General features: G+C 64.9%; 19 protein-coding genes. 2 read left to right on the forward strand and 17 right to left on the reverse strand.

The genetic code is table 11. The annotated features are described in order from the left end of the window. Positions 1 to 63: 63 nt before the first annotated feature. Positions 64 to 1143: a hypothetical protein gene (locus ACYQ00_RS07130; protein ID WP_460031446.1), complete on the reverse strand. Its 1080-nt coding sequence runs from the start codon at positions 1141 to 1143 to the stop codon at positions 64 to 66. Positions 1144 to 1307: 164 nt separating this feature from the next. On the opposite strand from ACYQ00_RS07130, the gene ACYQ00_RS07135 reads away from it, so the two are divergent. Beyond that, positions 1308 to 1985: a hypothetical protein gene (locus tag ACYQ00_RS07135; protein WP_460031447.1), complete on the forward strand. Its 678-nt coding sequence runs from the start codon at positions 1308 to 1310 to the stop codon at positions 1983 to 1985. Between the two features lie 80 nt (positions 1986 to 2065). Here the strand turns inward: ACYQ00_RS07135 and ACYQ00_RS07140 are convergent, their stop codons facing one another. From ACYQ00_RS07140 to ACYQ00_RS07215, 16 genes are all read right to left on the reverse strand, one after another. Continuing rightward, positions 2066 to 2539, reverse strand: a complete 474-nt coding sequence (locus ACYQ00_RS07140; protein ID WP_460031448.1) for a hypothetical protein — start codon at positions 2537 to 2539, stop codon at positions 2066 to 2068. Between the two features lie 61 nt (positions 2540 to 2600). Then, positions 2601 to 3083, reverse strand: coding sequence for a hypothetical protein (locus ACYQ00_RS07145; protein ID WP_460031449.1), 483 nt, complete (start codon positions 3081 to 3083; stop codon positions 2601 to 2603). Between the two features lie 48 nt (positions 3084 to 3131). Further along, the gene (locus ACYQ00_RS07150) at positions 3132 to 4331 is read right to left on the reverse strand and encodes a PilZ domain-containing protein (protein ID WP_460032489.1); all 1200 of its coding nucleotides are present in this window, start codon (positions 4329 to 4331) and stop codon (positions 3132 to 3134) included. A gap of 1299 nt (positions 4332 to 5630) precedes the next feature. After that, positions 5631 to 7076 (reverse strand): MFS transporter, encoded by a 1446-nt coding sequence (locus tag ACYQ00_RS07155; RefSeq protein ID WP_460031450.1) that lies wholly within the window; start codon positions 7074 to 7076, stop codon positions 5631 to 5633. After that, positions 7069 to 7446 carry a MarR family winged helix-turn-helix transcriptional regulator gene (locus ACYQ00_RS07160; RefSeq protein WP_460031451.1) on the reverse strand — a complete coding sequence of 126 codons (378 nt, stop codon included), beginning with the start codon at positions 7444 to 7446 and terminating at the stop codon, positions 7069 to 7071. The genes ACYQ00_RS07155 and ACYQ00_RS07160 overlap by 8 nt, the downstream gene beginning before the upstream one ends. 189 nt (positions 7447 to 7635) lie before the next feature. Beyond that, positions 7636 to 8649 carry a tRNA glutamyl-Q(34) synthetase GluQRS gene (gluQRS, locus tag ACYQ00_RS07165; protein WP_460032490.1) on the reverse strand — a complete coding sequence of 338 codons (1014 nt, stop codon included), beginning with the start codon at positions 8647 to 8649 and terminating at the stop codon, positions 7636 to 7638. A gap of 13 nt (positions 8650 to 8662) precedes the next feature. Next, positions 8663 to 10099: an MBOAT family O-acyltransferase gene (locus ACYQ00_RS07170; RefSeq protein WP_460031452.1), complete on the reverse strand. Its 1437-nt coding sequence runs from the start codon at positions 10097 to 10099 to the stop codon at positions 8663 to 8665. Beyond that, on the reverse strand, positions 10099 to 11718 hold the full coding sequence (locus ACYQ00_RS07175) for an alginate O-acetyltransferase AlgX-related protein (protein ID WP_460031453.1): 1620 nt from the start codon (positions 11716 to 11718) through the stop codon (positions 10099 to 10101). Before ACYQ00_RS07175 ends, ACYQ00_RS07170 begins: the two co-directional genes overlap by 1 nt. 171 nt (positions 11719 to 11889) lie before the next feature. Beyond that, positions 11890 to 12489 carry a histidinol phosphate phosphatase domain-containing protein gene (locus tag ACYQ00_RS07180; RefSeq protein WP_460031454.1) on the reverse strand — a complete coding sequence of 200 codons (600 nt, stop codon included), beginning with the start codon at positions 12487 to 12489 and terminating at the stop codon, positions 11890 to 11892. Between the two features lie 192 nt (positions 12490 to 12681). Next, positions 12682 to 13179, reverse strand: a complete 498-nt coding sequence (locus tag ACYQ00_RS07185) for a bifunctional nuclease family protein (protein ID WP_460031455.1) — start codon at positions 13177 to 13179, stop codon at positions 12682 to 12684. After that, complete coding sequence (gene miaB, locus ACYQ00_RS07190; protein ID WP_460031456.1) at positions 13173 to 14573, reverse strand: tRNA (N6-isopentenyl adenosine(37)-C2)-methylthiotransferase MiaB; 1401 nt, start codon at positions 14571 to 14573, stop codon at positions 13173 to 13175. Before miaB ends, ACYQ00_RS07185 begins: the two co-directional genes overlap by 7 nt. A gap of 83 nt (positions 14574 to 14656) precedes the next feature. Beyond that, positions 14657 to 15244: an AAA family ATPase gene (locus ACYQ00_RS07195; RefSeq protein WP_460031457.1), complete on the reverse strand. Its 588-nt coding sequence runs from the start codon at positions 15242 to 15244 to the stop codon at positions 14657 to 14659. Positions 15245 to 15276: 32 nt separating this feature from the next. Continuing rightward, positions 15277 to 16368 carry a phosphotransferase family protein gene (locus tag ACYQ00_RS07200; RefSeq protein WP_460031458.1) on the reverse strand — a complete coding sequence of 364 codons (1092 nt, stop codon included), beginning with the start codon at positions 16366 to 16368 and terminating at the stop codon, positions 15277 to 15279. Positions 16369 to 16449: 81 nt separating this feature from the next. Next, positions 16450 to 17388 carry a carbohydrate kinase family protein gene (locus ACYQ00_RS07205; RefSeq protein ID WP_460031459.1) on the reverse strand — a complete coding sequence of 313 codons (939 nt, stop codon included), beginning with the start codon at positions 17386 to 17388 and terminating at the stop codon, positions 16450 to 16452. A gap of 36 nt (positions 17389 to 17424) precedes the next feature. After that, positions 17425 to 17754, reverse strand: a complete 330-nt coding sequence (gene cutA / locus ACYQ00_RS07210; RefSeq protein WP_460031460.1) for a divalent-cation tolerance protein CutA — start codon at positions 17752 to 17754, stop codon at positions 17425 to 17427. Between the two features lie 20 nt (positions 17755 to 17774). Further along, the gene (locus ACYQ00_RS07215; RefSeq protein ID WP_460031461.1) at positions 17775 to 18077 is read right to left on the reverse strand and encodes a hypothetical protein; all 303 of its coding nucleotides are present in this window, start codon (positions 18075 to 18077) and stop codon (positions 17775 to 17777) included. A gap of 107 nt (positions 18078 to 18184) precedes the next feature. On the opposite strand from ACYQ00_RS07215, the gene nth reads away from it, so the two are divergent. Next, positions 18185 to 18874, forward strand: a complete 690-nt coding sequence (gene nth / locus ACYQ00_RS07220) for an endonuclease III (protein ID WP_460031462.1) — start codon at positions 18185 to 18187, stop codon at positions 18872 to 18874. Positions 18875 to 19051 lie beyond the last annotated feature (177 nt).

A 19051-nucleotide genomic window follows, 5' to 3' on the forward strand; every position in this document is an offset into this window, starting at 1 on the left:
TCTGTGAATGGGGGACGTCCTGCGGCGGCAGGGCGTCCCCTTCTGTCTTTCGGCTTGCGCAGCTCAGTCGTGACGCGCCAGCAGGTGCTGGGCCAGCCGCATGGCCATGGCCAGCAGTTCGGCATGCGAAATGTCTCGGCCATGCCGGCGGCAGCTGCCGTCTTGAGCGCATTCGAGGCCCAGGGGGGAGAGGGCGCGCAGATCCTGTTTCAATCCTGGCACCCCCGCGGCCAGCCGCAGCAGGGCCATGAGCACCCGATGGGGCAGGGCTGCCGGGTCCAGCAGCAGTTCCACGCGGGCAAGGTGCGGGGCGCGGTCCTGAAAGGTTTCCTCACGGGTGACGATCACGCCCCGGGCCACGGGCCGGCCTTCAAGTTCCTGACGCTCCTTGCGCACCAGGGTGGACCGGCCGCTGACGTGGTCCGTGGGAGCCTGCACGTGCCAGTCCATGGTGCCGAAGACGCCGGCCAGGGCCTCGCGCAGGGTCTCGCGCCGGGCCAAATCCATGGTCTGGGCGGCGCGCATCCGCTGGGCCGCCAGGGCGCCGCCGCCCAGAAGCGCCAGGCAGGCCAGGGCGCCGGGCATGGTCACTGCGCCGCCGGACAACTGCCGCGCGCCAGGAAAGATGGCCACGGCCATGGTCAGCGTGACCGCCAGGGAGAGCAGCAGAAACACGCCCAGCACGGCCTGGCCGGGCAGGGCCTGCCAGACGGCGGACGGTTCCTCAGCATCTTGCTGCGGCGCAGGCAACGGCAGGGCGGCCATCCGGGCCCTTTGGCCCGCCCAGGGCCCTCGGTTCCCTTGGTCCCCTTGGTTCCCTTGGTCCAGGGGATCCGAAAAAAGCACGGCCTCCAGCGCGGAGAGCGGCATGTCGCGGTGGGGCAGGATGCCGGCCGGTTGCCGCAGCAGCATCAGGAAGAGCTGGGCCTGTCGCTCAATGGCATCAACGAAAAAGAGAAAAATCAGGGCATGGGTCAGCAGCACGCCAGTCAGAAAGCCCACCCAGGAGGCGGCGAAAACCGGATCCTCCCGGTGCAGCACCAGGGCCGCCAGGGTGAACACGACGCCGCCACCGAGAAACACGCTCAGACACTGCACCCGTGGCGGCATGTCCGCCAGGGATTGCCCGCATGACGTCCGCATAGCCCGACCTCCGTGTTCGGAGTTGCCTAACATCGTCATGACATTGGCGCAATCCATTCCTCGCTTGCCAGTGGCAGCGCCCCGGCGGGCCATGCAGGCATTCTTCGCGCAGCCTGCTTGACGTCGCCACGCGGCCGTGTATGGATGCTTGAAAGGAGGCTTCCATGCGTTTTCATGTTGCCTCATACACACCGTCTCAGGCCGCATTGCGGACCTTTTCCCGCAGCCCCTGGCCGCTGCTTGGCGCCGGGCTGTTCTGCCTGTTGATCTTCCTGGGAGCCCTGGCCGGCTGGTTCGGGCTGTTCCACTTGGACGGCCAGCCGTTACACTGGCGAATTTCTTTGGAAATTGCCGTGTTGCCGCTGTTTCTGGCCGGGGTGTGCCTGTACATGGCCCGCTTGTCCATGCGTCAGGCCTCCTGGCTGGTCAAACTGTATCCGGACGGCATGCTCCTCAACGCCAGGCTGACGCCGAGCACCAAAAAAAGCCAGGACTCCGGCGAGGGAGTGGCGCTGTTCTTTTTGGAATGGAAGGACGTGGCCTGGGCGCGGCTGCGCAATGAAATCCGCTACGTCAGAACACCCATGCCAGGGCACCGGCAGCGGCGCGAGGAAGATTTTGTGGAGCTGGAATGTGTCAGCGGCCAGGTGGCCTATCTGCGCGGCCATCTGGCCCGGGAAGCCGCGCGGCAGGGGCTGTGCCCGGATGATTTCTGCCCCCTGGAGCTGACGGACGACAATCATCTGCTCCTGCGCTGGGATGTGACCCCGGGGGCCGAGGAATTCCTCAAGGCCATTGCCGGGCACATCCCCGTGCGCGAGCCCGTGCACCTGACGGTGTGAGGCGCACGGGCTCGCGGACAGCCAGGAAAGGCCAGCAGCCTGCCGGGGAGCCCGGCGCGGCGGCCAGGGAGCGCGTCCGGCTACTTGTTTTTTTCCATGCCCTGGAGGGCCTGAAGCAGCTCCAGGTTCTTGCGCACATAGTCATCCACGCCCGGGCCTTCCTGGGTGGTGTTGCTGCCAATAATGTCATCGAATTCAGAGGTTTCCATATACTGCCGCATCTTGCGCATTCTGGACATGATATGGAACAGGAAGGCGATGACCACCAGCAGCATCACCCCGGCAAAGACCACCTGATCGAGCATGGCCGCGGAAAAGCCGATCTTGACGCTGAAAATGTAGTTGCCCAGGAAGAATGCAATGCCGCAAGCCGCAATGCCTGCCACGGACTTGAGCCAGATGAAGAAGTAGCGCCGGTTGAAGACGCGTTCCTTCAGCAGGCCCAGCACGCTGATGACGATGGACGAAACGAAGACGAGGGTCTGCACTGCCAAAAATCCCGTGGCGCCGCCAAGCAAGACGGAGACGAGGATGTCGCGTACTGCATTGTCCATGCTGCACTCCTTGCCTGCGCCGCCGGGGGGGTATGCCGCGGCCCGCGCAGGAAACCGGTCATTACGCTGTCGCGGGGGCGAAGTCCATGGGGTACATGGCCGCGCGGGTCTGCTCCGCTGCGCCTTGTCCCAGGAGCCGCCACATCTTCAGCGTCAGTTCCTTGAAAATTTCCGCCCGGTGTCCATCGGTCACATGCTTGGCAGCGCGCAGGGTGTGCAGCCAGGCTTCCATGCCCATGGATTTGATCCATTCCTTTTTGGCGGTTTCTTCCACATATTCCTCAATGCGCATGAGCATGGCCGGCTTGCGCTGCACATAGGCAATGGGCGAGCCGACATCAATGCCCTTGGATTCCATCAGCTGCCGGAACGCAACAACCTCGGCGGCCACCTGTTGCAGCGTTTCCTGATTCATGTGCGCCAGCATCTCGATGTAATCCGCCAGATCATCAAGATGCACCTCCACCAGTCCCACGCCTAGCTTTTTTGCCGCCCACTTCAGCATTGCCGCACCTCGCAGGTTCTCATGATTGTCCTTGGCCACGCCGGCAGTCCGCGATGGACTGCCGAACGCTGCTGCCCCGCTCACGCATCAGGTGGCGCCCGGCGGGCTGCCGCCTGCCGCCTGCCTGCTGCGGATCTGCTGCAGGCGCTTGACGATGGCCCGCAGCATGACCAGGCTTTGCCTGTCCAGGTTGATGAACTTGCAGGCCATGAGCGTGGCATCGCAACGAATGACCCGGCATTGCAGGTCTTTCATCAGCACTTTGTAGGACGTCATGAGGTCGAGGGAAATGACCTGCTCCACAGCAAAAGCCCATCCCTCGTGGTACGCGGCCAATCCATGCTCGCTGAGATTGCTCAGGGGCAGCTGGCGTGCGGTTTCGTTGATGAACACAGAAAGGCCTTCGGCATTGACGCGAGCGGTGCGGCGGCGGTCGCCAGCCGTGTCGGGCGCACTGGCCCGGGCCTGCGGGCGCGGCTTGGAGCGCGTGTCTGCCTGCTCCGGGGGGGGGCGGCTGCACCCGGGGTTCCTTGGGCGGGGACGCCTGGGGAGCGGCATTGCTGCGCGCGGAGCGCGAGGCGTTGTCCCTCTGGCTCCCCACCAACGGCGGGCTGTGGGCCCGTCGGCCGTGGGAAAGATGCTGCGGCGGGGGCGCAGAAATCTCGAACAGGGATTCAGGCGGCGGCGCCGGCATGGATGTGCCCCCTGGCCGGGCCTCATATTGGGCGTGCCCGGGGTCGTCGTCCATGGAATCGTCCAGATCCAGGGCGTATTCCTCGGCCTCCTCGTCATCCAGAGCCGGATCCATGCCCGGGGAGTCGGCGTCGTCCGTGTCCAGGATAATGCTGAAGGCTTCACCCGCCTCGGGATCGGCCCCGTGCTCGTGGAACGCCTCCTCTGACGCTGCGGGCGTGGCATCGTCCGTGTCGCGCCACTCCTGCGCGTCCGGTTCCTCTGCTGACGCCGGCGGGGGAGGGGGCTCGGGGAGATCCAGCAGCTCGGGCTCGGCCGCATCCAGGGGGATGATGATGGCTTCTGGAATGTCGTCGGCGGCCGTCTCGAACTGGATTTCCACGCCATCCACCGACACTGCCGCGGGGGGCGGCGATTCTGCCGTGGGATCGGCGGCATCATGCTCCGATGATTCGACAAATTCAAACTCGGGCTCGGATTCTGGCTCGAATTCGGGCGCTGCCTGGAGCGCGACCTCGGCCTCAATGACCGGGACAATTTCCGGGACAATTTCGGGGACGGCCTGGGGAGCCGCGTCGGGGGCTGAGGGCGCATCCTGGCCGACGTCCTGCGGAAAATCCTGTGCCGCCACCGTCAGGAAGGGCGGCTCAGAGGTGGTGACCAAGTCGTCCAGGGTCTCGATATCTGCCTCGGGGTCTTCCTCAGTCACGGCAACAGAGGCGGCCTGAGGCGTCGCGGCCGGAGCCTTGGACGTCGCCTTCAGGGCCGGGTCAGGGCTGTTGGCGGGCGGCGCAAAGGCCACGGCCAGGGCCGAGGAGAGGTCGTTGAAGTCCTGCTCGCGCAGCCCGGTGAGCTGGTCAACATGGCGCTGCAGGTGCTCCAGGGTCTGCCGGGTCAGGCGCATGACCCGGGCGGCGGGGTCTTCACTGTTCTGGGCGGCAAAGGTGGCCACGCACTGCTGGGCCAGTTTGATGACACCCTGGTCCTGTTGCAAGAGCGCGGAAATCGTGCCCAGCGTGTCCATGAGCGCACTGTATTGCTTTTTGCGCTGGCTGGCTGGCAGGGACTGCTGCAACTGGGCCATGAATTGTTTGAAGACGGGGCGGGCATATTTCGGGAACACGAATTCCAGGGCCTGCCGCCAGAGAACAATAAGCACCAGTTTGTAATAGTGAATAAAGTTGGAACAGGCGGCGTCCTCGGGCATGCCAAGGCCTTCGCATTCCGCATCGCAGGAATACTCCTGGAGGAACTGATGAAAGCTCGCCGCAAGGCGATTGTAGTCCGAGTCGCGCAGCATCCTCTGCCCCTGAAACGTTCCGTTGGTTGCGCATCACTTCCCGGCCGAAGTTCCTGCAGGCGAAGCCTCATGTGGCTGTGGTGAAACACCCCATGACACCATGCCGAAGCGTTGCTTCAACCCGTCGAAATATGCCGGCATCATCACCTTTGCTGTCATGCCGCAGTCAATAATACCGGGCGAATTCAACAAGGGTAATGGTGCGTGCAGGTGATGACATCAACAACAGGAACAGTGCATACTATTGTGAGCCTTGTTGTTCCAGTATGATGCAAAAAAGGATGCTGTGTCAAGAATAGGTTACAGCGTTGCTGTGAAGTGATCGCGTTCTGGAGAAGCGCATGCTGCTGTGGAATTGCAGAATATTGCAGTACGAAAATAATCTAATGAAAGTTTAGAAAAATTGTAACATGCTATCATATAGGCAATAAAGTCTCCATCGACGGGAAAATACACAACGGAGAGGGCTGCGTATTCCACATCTGTGGAAATCCGTACACGGGAATAATCCCTATAAAAAAATCTCGAAAAAAACTGGTCCGGGGCAGAGGCAGGGGAAATCCTGCCTCTGCCCCTGGCGCAACCATTGCTGTTCACTCGAAGTGTTGTGGACAGGCAGATTCCCCGGTCTGCTCCATTTCGGGGGGAGAGGCCTGGAGCACCAGACTGGCGCCTGCCCGTTGCCGTGCGGCAAAACAGAGGGCCGAGCCAGCCAGGCCGAGAATGCCAAAGCCTGCGAGCAGGGCTTTCATGGCCAGCTGATACTGACTCATGACCTCCGGTCCCAGCGGGCGGTCCCCCACATGGTGCGCAATGACCACCGTCACCGCGCTCATGCACAGGGTCATGCCCAGCGTCCGGGCCTGGCCGGTCAGGGCCGAGGCGATGCCGTAGCGGGCCGGAGTCACGGCGGACATGACCACCACCATGCTTGGCGAGGAAAACATGCCGATGCCCAGCCCCACCACACCCAGGGCCAGCCCCACGTATTCCAGGCTGCTGCCCAGCGAGACCTGCGAGGCCAGGCACACGCCCGTGGCGGTCAGCAGCGAGCCGGCCCCGGCCAGCAGGCGTGGCGAGAGCTTGTCCGCCAGCCGGCCGACCACGGGAGAAACCAGGCTCTGCACCACAGGCTGGATTACCAGCAGCATCCCGGCCGCAGCCGGCGTCATCCCCCGGCCGATCTGCAGGTGCAGGCTCAGCAGAAACGGCACGGCAAAGGCGGCTCCCGACACGGTGAAGATGGAGGCAATGCCAAAGGAAAACTGCCGGTTGGCCAGAAAGAGATCCAGGTGCAGCAACGGGGCGCTGCTGCGTGATTCGATGAGCAGAAATACCACGAACAAGGCCGCGCCGGCTCCCATGCCCCACCACCCCGAGGCTTCCTCGGTATGGGCGCTGCCAAAGACGAACAGCCCGATGGCCAGCGCGCTGCTGATGGCTCCTGGCCAGTCGAAGCGCTCTCCGGCCTTGGGATGGATTTTCCAGTCAAGATTGCGCAGACAAACGCCCACCGCCACCAGGGAGGGGAGCATCCCGGCATAGAACAGCCAGCGCCAGCCAAGCTGGGCCACGATGAGCCCACCCAGGAACGGCCCGGCGGAAATACCCAGGAAAATCCCGGCCATGCTGATGCCCAGGGCCTTGCCCCGTTCTTCGGGCGGAAAGGCGTCGTACAGCAGGGCCAGACCGGTGGCCAGGGTCATGGCCCCGCCGGCAGCCTGCACCCCGCGGATGGCCAGGAACCATTCCATGGTCGGCGCCAGGGTCAGGCCCAGGGTCGTGAGCGTAAAGAGTGCCAGCCCGGTCAGAAACACCGCACCCCGGCCCAGAATGTCCGCCGCCCGGCCCAGGGGCAGCAGGAGCATCGCGTTGCCGCATAAAAACACGGCTTCCACCAGACTTAACGCAATGGCCGAGGCGGAAAACTCCCGCCCGATGGCCGGCAGGCAGACGCCCACCCCGGAAATCATGAACGGTACGGCAAACTGTGTGACGACGACGGCAAACAACACCGCCCACTTGTTCGACTTATGCATGGTGTGAGGCTTCCTGTTCGAGGGCCGCCTCGAGATTGGCGGCCATGGCTGCCAACAGGGTAAGTGTCTCCGCCTGTTGGGCGGCGTCGAATCCCTTGAACAGCGCGTGGTTGTGTTCCCCGAGCACGGCATAGAGCCGGTCGGAGAGAGAGGTGGCCTTGGACGTGGGAAACACGCGCTTGAGCCGTCGGTCACTGGCATCTTCCCGGCGTTCCACATAGCCGTGCTGCTCCAGCTCAAACAGGGTCCTGGCCGTGACTGCCCGGTCCACCTTGATGGCCCGGCACAAGGCGTCCTGCGGCTGGCCCGGTTTTGCCAGCACTTCCAGGAGCAGGGCGATCCAGCCCCGTTTGATGCCCAGCCGGCGCATGCGGGGCGCCAGAAATGCCGCGGACAAACGGTGGAGTACGGCCAGATGATGCCCAGGGGCCTTGCCTTTGCATCGCGCGTGAGGATGTTCCATTGCTTTCCCAATTGTTGATTTATCAATTGAAGGAGGGAATGAATCTTTCCAGCGCCGTTGTCAAGAGGGGCGCCGTCGGGGTGGCCGGAAAAACGGTCAGCCGAGGCGGAGTCTGGCGGCGATGTTTGCCGGGGTCGTGACGGGCCCGGCGGGCAGGCGGAGCGGATCAAACAAGCCAATGAGTTCGGCCGGTGTGCAGGGTTCAGGAGCGGGCATTATGCCCGCCTGTGCGCCCAGCCAGCCGGTAATGGCCTCGGGCCGGACGCCGGCCTCTCGCAGTGCGGCCAGTTCCAGACTGCCATGGCGCTTGGCCAGCCGTTCCCCGGCCGGGTCCACCAACAGGGGGACGTGCAGATATTGCGGTGTCGCGCCCCCGAGGAGCTGGCACAGCAGCACCTGCCAGGGCGTGCTCTCAAGCAGATCCACCCCGCGCACGATCTGGGTCACACCCATGGCGAGGTCGTCCACCACCACGGCCAGCTGATAGGCCCAGACACCGTCGGATCGCCGCAGGGCCACATCGCCCAGGCGGGCCGGGGCGATGCGGATTTGGCCGCGCTGCAGATCCGTGAACGTTACCGGCTGCTCAGGACAGTGCAGCCGCAGGGCCGGCCGCCGGCCCTCGGCCTCTCGCGCCGCACATTCAGCCGGGGACAGGCCGCGGCAGGTTCCCGGATACACCGGCCCGGCCTCGCCGACATGCGGGGCGGAGGCCAGCCCCCGCAGTTCCTTGCGCGTGCAGTAGCAGGGGTAGATCAATCCCCTCGCCGCCAGGGAGTTCAGGGCGGCATGATACCGATCCAGCCGCTGGCTTTGAAAGTGCGGCCCCTCGTCCCAGTCCAGGCCCAGCCACGTCAGATCCCGCTGCAGCTGGTCCGCGAACTCCGGCCGCGAGCGCACGGTGTCAATATCTTCCATGCGCAGGATGACCCGCCCGCCCCGGCGGCGCGCCGCCAGCCAGGCCAGCAGAAAGGCCCAGGCATTGCCCAGATGCATGCGCCCCGTGGGGCTGGGCGCAAGGCGGCCGACGAGGGGGGATGGGGGAGGAGGAGAAAGAGGGGAAAAAGGACCGGGGGAACTGACTTCCCCCGGACCCCCTGCGGGTGTGATGTGTGATGGTTCGCTAGAACTGGGCATAGATGAAGGGTTGGAAGGTCTTGCCCGCCAACGGGGCCATGCAGATGACAAAGAGCAGCGCCAGCGCCGCCGTCCGTGCCAGGGAAAAGGCGGGCGATTCGAGCAGGGCGGACGGCAGGCGGCGGGTTATCCAGGGGCCCGCAGGCATGGAGAAGAGCACGCCCAGCAGGATGGCCGCCTGCACGTCCACCCCATGCAGGTACCACAGCACTTCCTTGACCGCCTCACCCGGTGTGGCAAGGCCGATCAGGGCGGTGTAGTAGTCCAGCGCGCCTGTCAGCGTCGGGGCGCGGAAGAGCGTCCAGCCGAGCATGATGGCCAGGATCAGATACACATGCTGCAGCGCCTTAGGGAGTTTGTCAAACACGGCGGGGAAGAAGCGCTCCAGGCTGATGCACACCCCGTGATAGGCTCCCCAGGCAATGAAGGTCCAGCCCGCGCCGTGCCACATGCCGCACAGGAAGAAGACCATGAACAGGTTGAACCCGGTGCGCGCCGCGCCATGCCGGTTGCCGCCCAGGGGGATGTACAGATAGTCCCGGAACCAGCTGGAAAGCGACATGTGCCAGCGCTGCCAGAACTCACGCACGCTGCGGGCGATGTAGGGGTAGTTGAAGTTTTCGGCCAAGCGCAGTCCCAGCATCCGGCCCAGGCCCACGGCCATGTCCGTGTAGCCGCTGAAGTCGAAGAAAATCTGCAAGGTATAGCAGAGGAGGCCGGCCCAGGCCATGGGCGCGGAAAGCTCCTGCGCCGGGGCATTGAAGGCCGCGTCCGCGGCCTTGGCCAGGGTGTCGGCCAGAAGGGCCTTTTTGGCCAGGCCGAGGATGAAACGCTGTGCGCCTTCGGCAAAGATGGCCCGGTCCAGCCGTCGGGCCGTCAGTTGTGGGGCCAGATCCGGATGCCGGTCGATGGGGCCGGCCACCAGCTGCGGAAAGAGCGCCATGTAACAGCCAAAGGTCAGGGGCGAGCGGCTGGCCCTGGTCTTGCCGCGGGAAACGTCCAGCACATAGCTGATGCCGCGAAAGGTGAAAAAGCTCACCCCCAGGGGTTGGGCGATGCGTTCCGCCAGGCCCATTCCGGCAGCATCCATAAAGAAATTCATGTATTTGTAGTAGATGAGCAGGGCCAGATTCAGCACCACCGCCGCAGCCACGGCCCGGCTGCCCGTGCCTTCGCTCTGCAGGGACTGCACGGCCAGCCCGGCGGCGTAGTTGAGCAGGATGGAGGCCAGCAGCACCAGCAGGTGCCGCGGTTCGCCCCAGGCATAGAAGATGAGACTGGCGGCCAGGAGAAAGGCATTGGCCCAACGTTGCCAGATAGGAGAGTGGGCCTTGCCGCGCTGGGCCTGCCACTGCAGGAGCGTATGCCCGGCCAGCACGGCGGGCAGAAAGGCCACCAGAAAAAACATGCTGGAGAAGAGCATCAGTTGCCTCCTGCCGTGCGCTGCCGGCGCAAGAGTTCCGGTTCGGTCACCAGCCAGCGGCCTTCGCCCTGCGGGTGGAAGATGGCGGTCAGCTGGATGAGCCCGCCCGGCGCGCAGGGCACGGGCACGCAGAAGAGTTCATCTGTTCCGTTGAGTGGCACGGTCACGTCTTCATGTCCGCCGCGGATGGTCAGGCTGGCCGGGGCCTCGCCGGCCACACGCTGCACCCGCCCGGCAACCACCACCCGGCCAAAGCCATCGGCGTGGATCTCCGGCAGCAGGATGGTCTTTTCCTCCCGCAGATCCCAGGCCACTTCCTCCTCTGCTCCGGCATTCCGTCGGCCGGTCTGCGTCAGCTCCAGCACGGGCGAGCCGAGCACCACCTCGCCCAGGGCCATGAACTCCGGATCCATCAAGGCGCCCCAGGGCCAGAGCATGCTGCGTTCGGCATAGGCATGCACCAGCAGGGAGGGCTTTTCCTCCTGGAAGAACCGCTCCAGGGTCTTTCTGGTCATGGCATCGTGATGAAAGTGCACGAAGGTGTGGAACAGATAGGGCAGGGGCGTGGGGAACCAGGGAGTATCCGGCTGGCCATTCTGCCCCACGTGCGTGGAAAAGTAGGAATCCGTGGCAAAGAGCACGGTGCTGCCCGGGGTGTCCGGCAGGGCGTCGTTGACGATGCGATAGGGTTTGAGCCAGATGCGCGGCATTTCGGCCACCGCGGCCTGGAAGGCCGGGGTGTGGTCATAGCGCAAGGCTTCCGTACCGGTAAAGTACAGAATGGGTACGACATCCTCGTCATACACGGTCACGGCCAATTCATCGCGCAGGGCCATGTGGCCGGCGGCATCGGCGATCTGCCTGCCGGAAAACTGCGGCATCCGGACCTGGACGCGCTCCAGGAGCAGCTCGTTGGCCAGGCGCAGGCCGCGGCCGTTCCAGTGGGCCGTGTCCGAGAGCACGTTGAAGAGACGCGCCTCGCCCTTGCGCGCCAGAAATCCCGGCGCGGTATCCAACACCTGCACGGGCGTGTCGGCCATCATGGCCAGGAACTGCTCCTGCCGGCTCTCGCCCTGCAGGGCCTCAACCCAGTCCGGCAGCCATTCCGGGTGGATGGTGGTTTTGTTCGGGCCGAGCATGAAGAGGTAGGCCACGCCCTGGCCCTCGCACCAGGTTTTGAGACCGGTCAGGTAGGCGCGGCGGCGCAGGAGCTCGTCCTGTGCGAGGGGCTTCATGCCCATGTAGTCCCGCACCGTGTTCTCCTGGCTCATGACGAAGAACAGCTCCCCCTCCTTGCCCAGCAGGTGCGCATCCACGGGCACGCCCAACCAGCGCTCCATGACCATGATGTACGCGGCCACCAGATGCGTGCGGAAGGGGAAATGATCGGCCACATACAGCTCGATGGCCCGCGGCAGCTGCCTGATGGGCGTGGCGGCGAGGTCCGGCCAGGGCGCAAGCTGGCGGTTCTCCTGCAAGTCAAGCGGCGCGGGCTTGAAGGCGGGGAAGAGCGCCAGCGTGGGCAGGGCCAGCAGCAGGGCGAACACCAGGGCCATGCTGCGGGAAAACAGCCGGGGCGCGGGCGGTGGCGTATCCGATGAGGAAGTGCGGGGGGGCATAGGGATGATCCTGGACATAATCCTAAACAAATGTGGCACTATGACACAGGCCCACAGCGATGGCCTGCGCTGCGTCCTTAGGCCTTTTTTCGGGCCACGTCATCAGGTTTGTGAAACAAAGAACGAAATATTTTTGTAAAAGTTCCAGGAGGATCAAAAGCCTTGCAGGAATCAGCGGGCGTTCTGCCAGCCTGCGCCCCGGCGCACCAGATCCAACATGGCCGGCGGCAGCAATTCCCCCACGCTGCGGGCCCCGCTGCCCGTGACCAGCTCCGCGCCGTGCTCGCGGGCCAGCCGGGCCACATGGCCATTGGCCAGGCAGTGCCGGGGATGGGCGCACAGCTCCAGCCGCACCCCGCGGGTTGCGGCCAGGGCGGCTTCCTGCGGGGTGATGAGCCCGGGGTGCAGCAGCACGTCCGCCCCGGCCTCAATGGCGGCCAGGTTCGTCCCGCGCGGGACCTGATCGCCCAGTGTCTCGCCATACACGGCCACCTGTCGCGCGCCAAGCTCACGGGCCCGGGCGATCAGCGTCTCCACCCGGCCTGGCGGCACGTGCGCCAGGCACACGCCGGGGACCAGCTCCACGTCCAGGTGCAGGGCGTCGGGCATTAGCGCCCGCTGCGCCGCCAGCACCGGCTCCAGGCTGGAGGCATCCACCAGATCCGCCAGATGCACCGCATGCAGCCCCAGCGCCCTGGCCCGGCACAGCATGGCCAGCGGCCCGTCGACCCCGATGCCAAGGCGGGTGTGGATATGAAAGTCTGTACGCATGGGGAGGGGGGAGAGGAGGAGAAAGAGAGAAGGAAAGAATGGAAACAGGGGGGATAATCCTCCCTGGACCCCTTGTTCGTTTTTTTGCGCCGCAGCGCAGAAGCGCTGCGGCGCAAAAAAACAACTGGAGGGGGTTCGGGGGAACTCAGTTCCCCCGTGCCGTTTCCGGGCCGTGTTCTTTCCGGCCTTTTCCTACATCTTGTATTTCGTATCCTCGACGTTGAGCTTTTCCAGTAGGTCGCTCCATTTGTCGGCGTCTTCGGTCTTGAGGACCGGGGTGCCGGTTTCCTGGAGGGAGTCTGTGGCGGCCTGGGCCAGGACATCCTCGTGGACGCGGATGGGGGCTTCGGCGCGCAGGGCCAGGGCAATGCCGTCCGAGGGCCGGCAGTCCACACGACGCAGGGATTCGCCTTGCAGAACGCGGATTTCGGCGTAGTAGGTGCCGTCTTGCAGGGAAACGACCTCCACGCCCTCCACGCGGGCGTCCAGGGCCTTGAGGGCCGAGAGGAGGAGATCATGGGTCATGGGCCGGGGCATGGAGACGTTGTTCAGGGCCAGGGAGATGGCCATGGCTTCCATGGCGCCGATCCAGATGGGCAGGACCGTGTTGCCGGCCAGATCCTTGAGCACGAGCACGGGGACCTGGGTGTCCTCATCCAGGGCAAGGCCGTATACTTTCATCTCTACCATGTCGCACCTGCCGCTTTTCCCGAGAGGGAATGTTTCAGGGCCGCGTCGATGCGGACTGGGATCATCATGCCAGAAAAGGCCCGGTCTTGTCTCGCGTTGATCAGCCCATCGGGGTCGTGGACGTTGACCACGCGGTTCCAGGCGTCTCGGCCGGTGAGCACCAGCCCGTCGCCGTCCTGCCGCCGGGCGGGGCCTTCCAGGAGCACGTCCACCGTGCGGCCCACGAAGGTTTCCAGCCGCGATTCGCTGATGGACTGCTGCAGGCGCTGCAACCGGGCCAGACGGTCCAGGCTTGCGGCGGGGTCCACTTTGTCCGGCAAGTCCACGGCCTTGGTGCCGGGCCGCTCGGTGTAGCAGAAGGAAAAGGCCGAGGCGTAGCGCACCTGCCGGATCAGCTCCAGGGTGTCGGAGAAATCGGCCTCGGATTCGCCGGGAAAGCCGACGATGAAGTCCGTGCTGAAGGCAATCTCCGGCCGGGCAGCGCGCAGCTTCTCGATTAAGGTATGGTAATGCGCCACGGTGTAGCGCCGGCCCATGGCCGCCAGGATGCGGTCCGAGCCGCTTTGCACCGGCAGGTGGAGCATGGGCGCCAGGGTCGGTTCCTCGCCAAAGGCCGCGATCACGGCGTCGTCCAGATCCTTGGGGTGCGAGGTGGTGAAACGCAGCCGGACCAGACCGGGCAGCCGGGCCACGGCCCGCAGCAGCTCGGCAAAGGTGCGGGAGCCGGGGCCCAGATCCTGGCCATAGGAATTGACGTTCTGGCCCAGCAGGGTGAGTTCCCGCGTGCCGGAATCCACCAGCCGGCGACATTCGGCCAGGATATCCTCAAAGGGCCGGGAGCGCTGGGGGCCGCGCACGCTGGGCACGATGCAGTAGCTGCACCAGTTGTCGCAGCCGACCATGATAGTCACAAAGGCCTGGGTTGAGGCGGACTGATTATCCAGATGATCTTCCCGGGGCCGCCAATGCTCGGAGAAGTCCAAGAGCGAGAGGCGCAGCCGGGGATGAGCCAGCAGGCGATCCATGGCCTCGGGCGCCTCGGGCAGGGAATCCCCGCCAAACACCAGCCGGACAAAGGGAAACCGTCGCCACAGCTCGGTCCCCACCTGCTGGGCCACGCAGCCCCCCACGGCGCAGAAGGCCTGCGGATGCTCCCGAAAATAGGCCGCCAGCCGGCCGAGCAGGCTGTACACCTTCTGTTCCGGCTTTTCGCGTACGCTGCAGGTGTGCAGGATGATGCAGTCCGCCCCGGCCAGGGCCTGGGGGGAAAGCTCCTCGCCCGGGCCGAGCAGCACTGGCAGGCGGGCATGGCCGCGGGCGGTCAATGCTCGATCCAGCCAGGCAGCGTCGTGGACGTTCATCTGGCAGCCAAACGTGATGGTATGAAATTGCATGGGCGGACTGTAAGCAGTGTTGCGGCCAATGGGAAGGGCCAGGGATGGGGAAGGCCGTTCCTATCCGCTTCAGGCGCGCCCGTCTAGCCCGTCTGGCCCGCGTCCTCTTGCAAGGCCATCAGGATTCGGTCCGCCGCTTCCCGGGGGGAGAGGGCGGCACCGTCCAGCACCAGGGCCTGCGGGGACATTTCAAAAGGCACATCCACGCCGGGTACTTCGCCCAGGCCGGGATCGGACCGGCCCGTGCGCTGACGTTCCAGGGCGCGCGCATACAACCGGGCCTGGACCAGCCCTTGCGGCCGCGCCGCCTCGCGGGCCATGGCAACGCCCAGGGGCACGTCGATGATCACTTCCAGGAACGGGAGTTGCCGGGCTGCGGCCCTGTGCCGCAGGGCCTCCCGCCAGGCCCGGCGGTGGGCCGTGGCGTCCACAATCACGACCCTGCCCTGCCGCTGCAAGGCCAGGGCTTCGTCCGCCAGCAGCGCATAGGCCTGCTCGCGTTCCTCGGCCGTGTACTGCGGCTGGGGGATATAGACCTTGCGTCGCTCATCCATGGCCAGATGCACCGCATCCACCCCCCGCGCCGCCAGGGAATCCCGCACCAGCCGGGCGATGGTGGACTTGCCCGAGCCGGGCAGCCCGGCAATCCAGAGCAGTGGCGGGGATGGCATGATCACGGGCTGCACTCGCCGGCCTTGTCCTGTCAGTCCAGCAGCGCTTCCGGTTGCCTGAAATCAAAAGGCGTCTCCACCACCCGTTCCATGAAGCGCAGGAGCGCCTGCCGCACGGCCGGGGGGTGGCTGGGGTACCATTGGGGCGAGGCCACCACCAGACAGCGGAAGACGAAGAATGGGGCAATGACCTCCAGGGCCTGGGCGTCCCCCGTCCGGCTCAGGTATTCCTCGAAAAAGGCGTTCCAGAGCTGCCGGAACGGGCCTTCGAAGCGCAAGGGCGCCTCGGGCCGCATGAGCAGGCCCAGGAGCAGGTAATTGACGGCCATGGCCGCCAGATCGCCGGCCGGCTCGCCCCATTCGCCACGGCTACGGTCCAGGAGGCCGAAGCCGCCGGCCTCGGTGGTCAGGACATTGAAAGGATGGAAGTCCCCATGCACCTGGGCCAGCCGGTGATGCAGGGGCTTGAGCCGCCAGCGCCAGTCCAGGAGGCGTTTTTCCAGGGCCAGGAAACGTTCGGCGGAAAAGTCGGGATAGTCGGCCGGATAGGCTTCGTCGATCAGGCCGAGGATGCATTCGCTGGAGCCGATGAGATTGCGGATGTGGCGATAGTACAGATCGGGATCGTCTTTCCTGGTGCGATGGATATCCGCCAGCCAGCCGGCCAGGGCACGGGCCATGGTCACATCCTGGGGCCGGAACCCGCCGCTGCGGACGCGCTCCAGGTCGTCATAATAGTCATGGCCGGGCAGCTTTTCCTGCAGCAGAAAGAACTCTTCGATGTCGTTGCAGAGCACCAGCCGGCCGCCGGCAGCCACATAGCCCAGGGCCAGGGAGCGGGCGTGGCCGGGGAGACGGGCCGAGGTCTCGTGCTGGAACATGAGGATGGCGGCGCGGTCCCAGTAGAACTGGTGGCCGTATTTGTCGCCGCGCATGGAGGAGAGCACGGCTTCGCGCCTGTGCCCGTCCTGTTCATATTCCACAAGCACGGGCTTGCCGTAGCCGAATTCCTTGATGCCTTGCTTGCTGGCCCCGGCCATGGTGCGCACGGCGAGGAGCCGGGCGGCCGGGCCGAAGCGGGCTTTCAGAAACGCGTCCAGGGCCGGAAGTTCGACATCGCGCATACGCACCTCGTCCTTCGCAGCGGGGCGGGGGGGCCTCGATTCAAACTCAGACATCCCCCCGCCTCTGGTCTTCTTGCTCTGCTACCGCGGGTCCCCCAGATGCAGGGGGTAGCGGGACCAGAATTCATCCAGGGTGAAGCGGTGTTCCTGGGTGCCGTGCTGTTCCACGCAGAAGGCCGCGGCCGTGGCGCCCATGCGACAGGCGGCGGCGAGATCCATGCCGTCCACCAGCCCGCAGAGCAGGCCGGCACGGAAGGAATCGCCCGCGCCAGTGGGGTCTTTGACTTCCTTGACGGGCACGGCGTCGATCTCCAGCAGGCCATCCTTGCCGTTGCGGCAGACCGCGCCCTTCTCGCCCAGGGTGGTGATGCAGATTTCGGGCAGATCAGCCACTTCGGCCTTGGTCAGGCCGGTGGATTTGCTGACCATTTCCATTTCATAGTCGTTGGAGATGAAAATCCGGGAGCCGGCGATGCATTTTTTGAGCTGGTCGCCGCTCAGGGCAGGGATCTGCTGGCCCGGATCGAAAATGTAGGGGATGTTCAGGGCGGCGAACTTCTCCGGCAGGGTGGTCATGTCTTCCAGATTGCCGGGGCCGATGATGGCGATGGCCCCGCCGGCCTGGGTGTGGCCCAGGTCGTAGGTGCAGGGCTGGCGCATGGCGCCGGGGTTGAAGCCGGTGATCTGGTTGTCGTCGCGGTCGGTGGTGATGTACGCGCCGGCAGTGAACTCCTCATCCACGTGACGGATGCCGTCCAGGGAAAGGCCGAGCTTGCGCAGGTGCGCCTCATACGCCCCGAAGTCCTTGCCGGCGGCGCCAAGAATAAGCGGAGACTTGCCCAGAAGCACCAGGGTGTAGGCGATATTGCCGGCGGTGCCGCCGAACTTTTCCGCCAGACCATCCACCAGAAAGCAGACATTCAGGATGTGCAGCTTGTCCGGAAGAATGTGATCTGCAAAGCGGCCGGGAAAGCTCATGATCCGGTCATAGGCCAGGGAGCCGGAAACGTAGATGCGCATGCGGGGGTCTCTCCAGTCAGGGTAAAAGGTGAACGGTCAGGCCATGGCCGGCGGCGTGGTCTCGTCCTCAATCCATTGCAGAAAATCCGGGTTGCCGGCCAGAATGGGCAGGGCCACCACGCATGGGACGTCGTAACTGTGCAGTTCCCGGACGGCATCAATGCAGGACTGGACCTTGGCCAGGGTGGTCTTGCAGAGCATGACCACTTCCTCGCCTTCTTCGATGGCGTCTTTCCACCAATACATGGCCTGCATGTTGGGAACCATGTTCACGCAGGCGCACAGCCGGCGTTCCAGCAGGCGACGGCCCAGGGCGCGCGCTTCGTCCATGCTTGGAGCAGTGATGTAGAGCAGTCTGGCTTCCATGGCAATTCTCCATGCCGCCCTCAGGGGCACAACGGCTTGGCGCTGGGGCCGGAAGTGGTCAGCCAGCCGGCAATGGCCCTGGCCTGGGTTTCGTCTATTTTCGCACCCTTCTGCTGCATCTTGGCCACCGTGGCCGGCCAGAAAGACGGCTCCACCTTGCCCAGACGGAAACAGATTCGGCGGGGATCATGACAGGCGCCGGCACATTTGGCCACGGTCAGCGCCCCGGCGTCCTGGGCAGACCCCTGCGTGGAGGCATGCAGAGACATGGCAAACAACAACAACGCCACCAACAACACGCAAAACGCAACAACCCGATGCATGCAAGGCTCCTCTGAATCTAAAAGGGAATCCTGGCTTGCTCATACGTGATTTTTCGGCAACTGTCTGCCCTGGATCGCCCGTTTGGCCTCTTCCTGGAGAATTCCTCATGCCCCGCGTCAGTGCCCGCCCCGCCGCCTTGCACCAAGACCCCCATCGTATCAACGCCATCCTGGCCATCCTGGCCGCCCGTTATCCGACACCGGAAACCATGCTCCACTGGGGCACGCCCTGGGAACTGCTGGTGGCCACGGTGCTTTCGGCCCAATGCACAGACGACCGCGTGAACCAGGTGACCCCCGGCCTCTTTGCCCGATTTCCGGATGTTTCGGCCATGGCCGGGGCCGGACAGGCCGAGGTGGAAACGCTGATCCATTCCACAGGTTTTTTTCGCAACAAGGCCAGACATCTCATCGCCGCCGCCCGCATCATCCTGGACCGCCACGCCGGCCAGGTGCCGCAGACCATGGACGCCCTTCTCGAACTGCCCGGCGTGGCCCGCAAGACGGCCAATATCGTCCTGGCCAACGCCTTTGGCGTCCAGGCCGGCGTGGCCGTGGATACCCACGTCAAACGCCTGAGCTGGCGGCTGGGGCTGACCGATTCCAAGGACGTGGCCCGCATCGAAAAAGACCTCATGACCCTGACTCCCCAGGCCGACTGGGGCCGGCTCAACCACTGGCTCGTGCTCTTTGGCCGCGAGGTCTGCCCTGCCCGCAGCCCGCACTGCGCCCGCTGCCCGCTGGAAGCCCTGTGCCCAAAGCGGGATGTGGGCGGAAGGAGTGGGGAGAAGGAGTGAGCAGAGGAAGAAGAGAGCAGAGAACGAAGAAAACCAGGGGGGATAATCCCCCCTGGACCCCCTGTTCGTTTTTTTGTGCAACGCAGCGCCGGAGCGCCGCGCCGCATAAAAAACAACTGGAGGGGGTTCGGGGGAACTCAGTTCCCCCGTGTCGTTTCTTCTCTTTTCTTTCTTTTC

This window comes from Megalodesulfovibrio paquesii (assembly GCF_054653055.1).

Coding starts and splice junctions, on each gene's coding strand:
- nth (WP_460031462.1), top strand. CDS start 18,185: ATGCCCCGCGTCAGTGCCCGCCCCGCCGCCTTGCACCAAGACCCCCAT.
- ACYQ00_RS07155 (WP_460031450.1), bottom strand. CDS start 7,076: ATGCATAAGTCGAACAAGTGGGCGGTGTTGTTTGCCGTCGTCGTCACA.
- ACYQ00_RS07135 (WP_460031447.1), top strand. CDS start 1,308: ATGCGTTTTCATGTTGCCTCATACACACCGTCTCAGGCCGCATTGCGG.
- ACYQ00_RS07215 (WP_460031461.1), bottom strand. CDS start 18,077: ATGCATCGGGTTGTTGCGTTTTGCGTGTTGTTGGTGGCGTTGTTGTTG.
- ACYQ00_RS07170 (WP_460031452.1), bottom strand. CDS start 10,099: ATGCTCTTCTCCAGCATGTTTTTTCTGGTGGCCTTTCTGCCCGCCGTG.
- ACYQ00_RS07180 (WP_460031454.1), bottom strand. CDS start 12,489: ATGCGTACAGACTTTCATATCCACACCCGCCTTGGCATCGGGGTCGAC.
- ACYQ00_RS07195 (WP_460031457.1), bottom strand. CDS start 15,244: ATGCCATCCCCGCCACTGCTCTGGATTGCCGGGCTGCCCGGCTCGGGC.
- ACYQ00_RS07130 (WP_460031446.1), bottom strand. CDS start 1,143: ATGCGGACGTCATGCGGGCAATCCCTGGCGGACATGCCGCCACGGGTG.
- ACYQ00_RS07175 (WP_460031453.1), bottom strand. CDS start 11,718: ATGCCCCCCCGCACTTCCTCATCGGATACGCCACCGCCCGCGCCCCGG.
- ACYQ00_RS07200 (WP_460031458.1), bottom strand. CDS start 16,368: ATGCGCGATGTCGAACTTCCGGCCCTGGACGCGTTTCTGAAAGCCCGC.
- ACYQ00_RS07150 (WP_460032489.1), bottom strand. CDS start 4,331: ATGCGCCCTCAGCCCCCGACGCGGCTCCCCAGGCCGTCCCCGAAATTG.
- cutA (WP_460031460.1), bottom strand. CDS start 17,754: ATGGAAGCCAGACTGCTCTACATCACTGCTCCAAGCATGGACGAAGCG.
- ACYQ00_RS07185 (WP_460031455.1), bottom strand. CDS start 13,179: ATGGTAGAGATGAAAGTATACGGCCTTGCCCTGGATGAGGACACCCAG.
- ACYQ00_RS07160 (WP_460031451.1), bottom strand. CDS start 7,446: ATGCGCCGGCTGGGCATCAAACGGGGCTGGATCGCCCTGCTCCTGGAA.
- miaB (WP_460031456.1), bottom strand. CDS start 14,573: ATGCAATTTCATACCATCACGTTTGGCTGCCAGATGAACGTCCACGAC.
- ACYQ00_RS07205 (WP_460031459.1), bottom strand. CDS start 17,388: ATGCGCATCTACGTTTCCGGCTCCCTGGCCTATGACCGGATCATGAGC.
- ACYQ00_RS07140 (WP_460031448.1), bottom strand. CDS start 2,539: ATGGACAATGCAGTACGCGACATCCTCGTCTCCGTCTTGCTTGGCGGC.